This window comes from Paraburkholderia ginsengiterrae, from assembly GCF_001645125.1.
Classification (GTDB): Bacteria; Pseudomonadota; Gammaproteobacteria; order Burkholderiales; family Burkholderiaceae; genus Paraburkholderia; species Paraburkholderia ginsengiterrae.
The window spans coordinates 37,314-44,749 of record NZ_LXKA01000342.1 but is presented as its reverse complement, the minus strand read 5'-3'; the positions used below and the strand labels follow the sequence as shown (position 1 = coordinate 44,749).

General features: G+C 62.6%; 5 protein-coding genes. 2 read left to right on the top strand and 3 right to left on the bottom strand.

Features of this window, described 5'->3' with window-relative positions; translation table 11 throughout:
• The first annotated feature begins 246 nt into the window (after positions 1 to 246).
• On the top strand, positions 247 to 1,122 hold the full coding sequence (locus A6V37_RS28915) for a tyrosine-type recombinase/integrase (RefSeq protein WP_064270717.1): 876 nt from the start codon (positions 247 to 249) through the stop codon (positions 1,120 to 1,122).
• A 16-nt stretch (positions 1,123 to 1,138) separates the two neighbouring features.
• A complete protein-coding gene (locus A6V37_RS28910) occupies positions 1,139 to 2,308 on the top strand; it encodes an IS91 family transposase (RefSeq protein WP_064270718.1) in 1,170 nt (389 codons plus the stop codon).
• 894 nt (positions 2,309 to 3,202) lie between these two features.
• Here A6V37_RS28910 and A6V37_RS28905 read toward each other — a convergent pair.
• The 3 genes from A6V37_RS28905 to A6V37_RS28895 form a co-directional block, all read right to left on the bottom strand.
• A complete protein-coding gene (locus tag A6V37_RS28905) occupies positions 3,203 to 4,003 on the bottom strand; it encodes a Crp/Fnr family transcriptional regulator (protein WP_131799927.1) in 801 nt (266 codons plus the stop codon).
• Between the two features lie 436 nt (positions 4,004 to 4,439).
• On the bottom strand, positions 4,440 to 5,741 hold the full coding sequence (locus A6V37_RS28900) for a DUF1173 domain-containing protein (RefSeq protein ID WP_064270720.1): 1,302 nt from the start codon (positions 5,739 to 5,741) through the stop codon (positions 4,440 to 4,442).
• Between the two features lie 22 nt (positions 5,742 to 5,763).
• The gene (locus tag A6V37_RS28895; RefSeq protein WP_064270721.1) at positions 5,764 to 7,434 is read right to left on the bottom strand and encodes a type IV secretion system DNA-binding domain-containing protein; all 1,671 of its coding nucleotides are present in this window, start codon (positions 7,432 to 7,434) and stop codon (positions 5,764 to 5,766) included.
• Between the last annotated feature and the right edge of the window lie 2 nt (positions 7,435 to 7,436).

Here is a 7,436-nt window from a genome sequence, read left to right as displayed (position 1 = left end):
GCCTCCGCGCTGGAAATTGCCGGGTGTCGCCCTCGTGCACACCATGCGGCTCTGGCAGCAATGCTAACCCGCGTCTGGTTCCTCACGGCGGGCCAGCCACCACCTCACGGAAAGTCATACTGCCTAAACCGCTCGCGCGGTATGGGGCTCCGTTTCCGCCTCTGACAGCGAATGACGGGGCAGTGGCGCCGGTGCTTATGTTGGTGACTGAGGCAATCCGCCTCGTTCTCCAGCAGGAGCCCCATCATGACCTCCTCCGATCCGGGCGTCAGCCCGCTGCGCCGGCGCATGGTTGACGACTTGCGCATGCGCAAATTCGCCCCCAAGACCCAGACCGCCTATCTGCGCGCCGTACGCCAGTTCGCCAGGTTTCTCGGACGTTCACCCGATACCGCCACCGTCGAGGACCTGCGGACCTACCAGCTGCATCTGGTCGATCACGGTACCTCGCCGACATCGCTCAACGCTGCGATCAGCGGGCTGAAGTTCTTCTTCGACGTTACGCTCGGCCAGCCTGAGCTGATGGCCCGGATGCAGCCGGTTCGTGTGCCCCGCAAGCTCCCGGTGGTGCTCAGTCCCGAAGAGGTGCGGCGGCTGATCGCAGCCGCCGGCAACCTGAAGCACCAGACCGCGCTGTCGGTCGCCTATGGCGCGGGCCTGCGCGCGAGCGAGGTGGTGGCGCTGAAGGTCAGCGACATTGACAGCCAGCGCATGACGCTGCGCATCGAGCAGGGCAAGGGCCGCAAGGACCGCTACGCGATGCTCTCGCCGGTACTGCTCGAACGCCTGCGGCTGTGGTGGCGGGTCGCCCGTGCCCAGGGCACCATGCTCGATGGCGGGTGGCTGTTTCCCGGCATGGATCCCGTCGACCCGCTCACCGCACGGCAGCTGAACCGTGCGGTTCACGCCGCCGCCGAGGCCGCGCAGATCGGCAAGCGCGTCTCCCCGCATACGCTGCGTCACAGTTTCGCGACGCACCTGCTCGAACAGAAGGTGGACATCCGCGTGATCCAGGTGCTGCTGGGCCACAGGCAGCTCGAGACCACCGCGCTTTACGTGCAGGTCGCCACCGACCTCCTGCGCGAAGTCATCAGTCCACTGGAGCGTCTGCCCGCCGGGTAACGCGGCGCAGTACCCCATGCTGGAGGTCGCGGACATCTTCCGCGCCCAGGGCCCGGCATGGCGACGTACGGTGTCGCTGAGCCTGGGGCAGCTGAAGGTGATGTCGGCCATCGAACAGTGCCGCACCGCGGCGCTGGGAGGACACGTGTTGCGCTGTTCCGGCTGCGCGCGCACCGAGATCGCGTACAACTCGTGCCGCAACCGCCATTGCCCCAAGTGCCAGGGCAGTGCCGCACGCCGCTGGCTCGAGGCCCGCCAGGCCGACCTGCTGCCGGTCGAGTATTACCACGTCGTCTTCACGCTACCCGCACCGGTCGGCGCCATCGCCTGGTACAACAAGCAGGTCATCTACGGACTGCTGTTCGACATCGCCGCCGACACGCTGCGCACGATCGCCGCTGATCCCCGGCACCTCGGTGCACAGATCGGTGCCACGCTCGTGCTGCATACCTGGGGCTCGGCGCTCACGCATCATCCACATGTCCACGGTATCGTTCCCGGTGGCGGCCTGTCACCCGACGGCGAGCGGTGGATTGCCTGCCGCCCTGGCTTCTTCCTGCCGGTGCGCGTGCTCTCACGCCTGTTCCGCAGGCGCTTCCTCGAAGCGCTGACGGAGGCACACCGGTGTGGCCGGTTGCAGTTCTTCGGTGAGTATGCCGGACTCGCCGACCCGGCTGCCTTTGCGCGGTGGCTTGCGCCGCTGCGTGCCTGCGAATGGGTCGTGTATGCCAAGCGTCCCTTCGCGGGCCCCGAAGCGGTACTCGCGTATCTCTCACGCTATACACACCGCGTGGCGATCTCCAGCCAGCGCCTGCTTGCGTTCGATGAGCGCGGCGTGACGTTCCGCTGGAAGGACTATCGCGCGAAGGGGCGAACCCGCTCCAGGACCATGACGCTGGAGGCCGGCGAGTTCATGCGTCGCTTCCTGCTGCATGTGCTCCCCGTTGGTTTCCATCGCATCCGTCACTATGGACTGCTTGCGAACCCGGTGCGCCGCGCCAGTCTCGCGAAGGTGCGTGAACTGCTGCACGTCACGGCAGAGGTCAACGCTTCACCCGAACACACCGTCTTCGAAACGAGACCGGCCTTCATCTGCCGGCACTGCGGCGCCCCGATGATCATCACCGATATCCTTGCGCGCACCGCACCGATTCGCGCGCCACCCACACCCCGGGACATGACATGACCACAACTGTTCCTGAACGTGCGACCCGACCGTCGGCCCGGTGGCAATGCGGCCCGCGAGCGTACGCTTGCGCCTGTCACCTGGCGCAGACTCACACACATCTGCTTCGTATGCCAGATTGCGCGACTGCACCGCTTCCTCACCGCGTCACGGTCCATCTGCCAGACAGTCCGACCGCTCATCGGGCAACGTCTCCGAACATTGCGGGCTATCAATCACCATAGCCTTCACAACCTCGACCGCATCGGAGCACTCCGCGGTTTCCTCCCTTCTGGTTTGTCCAACGCCTGCCCGCATGCGCTGACGCGTGTTTGCGAGTCCGCAGACATGGGCAGGCGTCGAACAAACCTTAAGACGAAGCGACCTTCATCCCCGCGATTTCAATGGCTGCTTCCAGGGCGCTATCGACGCCTGAAAGTCCAAACCCCGTTGCCGGCGAAGTTCGCTTCCTGGCTGACTGGCGTCCTTGCAGCGAACTACTCAACGCCCCGCCGATGTGGCCAGGTTCATTAAGCACTATATAGTCAACCGGTCGTGTTGGTTTCTGTTCCCTGAGGACTGGACAAAAATGCTCGTACCAACGGATCAGCGCGCGGGCACTGAAACGTGGGGCTGACTGGTAGGCGCTTCTTCAACTCGGAAGGTAGTGAAGAGAAACCGTGATTAACAACCGACACTTATTGCCGAACTGCCCCGACACTTATTCCAGAGTGAACTACAGCTGATGTGGATAAGTCACGCGGCGACGCATTCAAATGCCACGGTAGCGCGGAGTTCCGCGCGTAGACGGGCCGGACTCACGCTCACGGGTACCGCTTGGCCACTGCGCAACGCGTTCCGGACGTGCCCGATTGTCGCGGCAAGCCAATTATCTGAGAGCAGCTGAGGGAAGAATTAGCGGGGAGGTGTTAGCTGCTGGCGCGCGAGCCTGAAACAGATCCCGTGCCCGAGAGAAGGATTGGCCTGCTTGATCTCGCCGGCGCGGATCTGAACCTGCCGCTCGAACTCGGCGGCAGTACTGACGTCCATGCCGCCGGATGTGGACACCGCCGGGCCTGCGCGTTTCACACCGTTTGTCATCGCGTCGAGCCAGAGTTGGCCACGTGCATGTTCGCGCGTGCTGCGCCGGCGGTGTTTGGCGTCGGCGGTCGCCCGCAGTTGATGGCGCAGCGAGGCCTTGCTACGTTCATGCCGCAGCCATTTCGCCAGACCGAACGCGCCGAAGAGCGAAGCCGGCATATATCTGATGGCTGCGAGGCCCCTGTAGTTGCCGTCCTCGGCGCGTTCACAGCGCCGTCGCACCGAGGTCAGACCCGCCGCCTGCAGGTCACGCATCGCGCGCTCCGCGCGGCGCACGTCAAGCCCAGCCTGCCCGGCGAGAAACGGCAGTGTCAGGTTCTGCATCCCGCATCCCGTCGACGGGATCCCCACGCGCATGGTCAACAGATCCAGGTATTTGAGGCTCGCGCGCAGCAGTTGCACGCACGCTACGCTGCGTTCGGTACGCTGCTGGCGCGTCGACCCGTTTGCGCGATTCAGGCTCGGCAACCATTCGTCGGGTGCATCGAGATAGCGGCCGAGGCGGTGCATGAGTTCGGTGAGTACGCGTGGCAGTCCACCCACCCCTGTCCTGGGCGGGTTCGGCAACCCCGCCGGGAGTGCCGCGACGCGACGCGCGTACCACTGGCTGGACATGCCGGGGCGGGTGCTGGCTTAACGGAGCACCGGGGAAACCTCGAGGCGAAACGTACTTCGCCTGCATCGCCCTCTGAGATGGGGCGTTGCAGGCATTGCGAATGCGACGGGTACGGGCCATCCGACCCGGTTAGCTTGTCGTCGATTCATGTATCCACTCCTTTCTTTAAGGTCGAGCGCCTACCGATGACGCTTGACACGGAGTGAAGGATTGCTAGAATCGAAACGGACTCGTTGATTTCGATGTCTCTAGCACTTCTCTCTGTGCTGGCTGTCATCAAGAACTACCCTCGCTGCCAGGCGGGGGTTTTTCTTTTGTAGGTTCGGGTTTGTCGTGCGCTATGCAGTCCTGCTGAACAGAGAGTACAAATTTCCACTCGACGCGGCTCACGTTCCTTTGAAGCAATAACAGCGAGCCGGGCCAGTCAACCTTGCCTCACCATGCAGACTTCTCGCCCGCTGACAATGCGGCCGCATCCGCCGCAGCTGCATTAACTTCATCCAACGTAGCGACGGCACGCGTCGATGGTCTCGCAGCACGGGCCAACGTTGGCGCTGGCAGCTCAGGCATCTCCTCACCAGCACGCCAGATCCACGACGGCATGTCGCTTTCCTCGATCAGACCTGACAGCGCGTCCTCGTCTTCCTGTTCGACGCCAGGCGGCTGCACGTACAGCGCAACGGGCTTCGGCAACACGTCGGCCAGCACCACGCACGCGAGCGGCTTGTTCTCAGCCAGGTTGTATCGCAGCCCCTTTACGAAGCGGCGTTTGTGCGCGGTGAGCGCATCGAGCATCAGTTTGTCGTACGCGTGCTCGAACGGAATCCAGTTAGCTGACACGACCATGACAGCCAGCGTCTCGATCGACGCGATGCCGGTAGGCATGAGGCCGAAGGTTGCGATGAACACCAGGTGCGAATCTTCAATGCTGTCCCACAGCGCCAGCTCGTTTACAAAACGCTTCTGGAGCCGCCGATGCAGATCGTCGCTCAGCATGAACGGAAAGTCCGGAAGGTGTTTCGCGACGATCTTGAAGCCGTAGCGCGACTCGACGATCTCCTTCGCTTCGCCGATCGCGATCATCAGCTTGCGTGTCTTCTTGCTGGCTGCTAGCTCGGCCATGTGCGCGATGCGGCGCTGCGTGATACCCGCTGCGTGTTCCGCGGAAAACGACTCCGGCACGTACAGCCAACGGCCGAGCGGTTCGCCCCTGGATACCTTGCCGGCCGCCGCCTGCAGTACATATTTCCGCACGATGTACCAGCTGCGTTTGCCCGTCATCGCCGGATACCAACGATTCAGGCCCGCCTCTTCCCAGAGATAGTGCAATGTGCCGCGCAGCGTCAGCTTCGCGCCGTCCGTTCGCACCGCGTCGGCCGCTTCGCCCGAGGGCGCTGGCGCTGTTCTTGTACCGGACTTCGACAGGCTGAAATCGAGCTTAAGCGTGGTGATACCGTCTTCAATGTTCTCCCGAATAGCCTCACCTTTCACCTCACCCAGGCCGGAGAGTTCTGCCGGCGGCTCGTACGATCCACAGTCCGGCGCATGTAGGCCACCCGTGTTTGGCATACGCTTGATCACATAGTGTTCCCCGACTTTCGCGACATACATCGAGACGCCAACCGGCGTACACATGCACAACGGTCGAAATTTCTCGCCGTGTGCATCGGCAAGATACGCCTGCAGATCAGTGGCATTTGCCGCAACAATCACGTCATCGAATCGAAACTCGCTCATAGCGTCACCTCTACCGATACTCCTACGACAGCGTTGAAGGAAGGACCGCGCCAACGATGATTGCAGTCGCCCCAGTTTCGCCGTGTGGAGCAGGCGCGGGATTGACAGGTGCGGGCACCGCAATTGACTGAAGCAGCTCACGTGGCGGCGCCTCGATGTAGGCGGGCACGCGCACCGGATAGTCACGCGCGCCGAATCTGATCTTCGCGAGCGGCCAGTCCTTGCCGTATTTCAGATAACCGTTCAGGTCGGGCAGGTTCGAGAGTTGCGACGACGTGACGACCAACTCCGGATCGCGCTTGCGCTCGCGTGTGTTGATACGCCACTGACCCTGCACGCCGATCGGATGGCGCTCTACTTCGTGCCAGCCGATCATCTCCGCAACGCTTTTGGTTGTCAGTGCGTTGGCCCCTCCCAACGCAAGCAGACTGCGAAAACACGAAAGCGTCGCTTTCGCTGGTAGATCTCCCAGTTGCTGATGCAACTGAACCAGATCCTGCAGGTCCCCCACCACACACAGGCCATGCTTGCGGCCCTTCGATACTGCAGCCTCGAAACTGTAGAGGCGACCAAGGGATGCCAGTTCGTTCTTGAACACCCAAAGCCGCCGGTCGAACGTGGGCGCCTCGCTCAGAATCATCGCGTAGATCAGGTCGAGCCAGACGGGGATCGTCGGGCCCAGAGCCGTGCGCTGATCCTCACGCCACGTAATCCAGATGTTCCCTGCGTTTTCGTCGCCCATCCAGCGCCGGATCGAGAAATCGCCGTCAGGGATGCGACGCAGCGGCCGGATGTACTTGTTCAGCGTAAAGATGATGCTGGCCGTCGCCCTATCCGCATCCTTCGCGAAGAAGCCCACCGAATCCGTATCCTCAAGATACTTTTGCAAAACCGGGCGCTGCTCGCGCACCAGCAAATCAGTCAGCGTTACCATGTCGCGCATGTCGTCGCCGGCGAGCTTGTTCATCGCGTCCGCAAGCAGCGCGCGTGCATAGCCCGCCCACTCTTCGGCCTGATCGCCGTTCTGCGGTGGAATCGCCGAATGTGCGAGTCGTTCGAAGTCGAAACCGTGATCGACCTCGTTGAACAGCGACCAGCCAATACACCGGGCATCGTACGGGTTGATCACGATGTCGCCTGGTAAATAGAAGCGCGACATGAGCGAGCCATTCGGATCAACCACCACCATGCGGTCATCGCGGCGCAGTGCCGATGCGAGCAATCCATTAATCGCCTGACTCTTGCCGGAGCCTGGCGCACCCACGACGATCAGGTTCTGCGTTTCGAGATCCGTCGGCATCTCGACGCCACAAACGGCGACTGACGCGCGCGGCGCATCGCCGTGTTTCACGGCCTGTTTGCGATACTGATTGTTATGTCGCGCGATGCGGCTGCTGAGCTGGTGCCGGTTTTCCATCTTCGTGCCACGAATGAATCTGGCGTACCGGTAGCCTTCGAAACCATTGAACAGGTATTCGTGGCATGCCCATGCGGCCCCCGCTGCAAGCGCCGCACCCGGCACCGCGCCCCAGAAAAGCAAAGGATCATGCGCGGCCGCCATGAAGCCGTGGATGAGCCCCGAAGGAAACGGCAGCGGCGGATACCCTGCCCAAGTGAAGGACACGCAAAGGCCAAGAACGAGCGCGAGCACCGCACCCGTCCACTGCATCATCACGATTTCGTGCTTTTGCATTA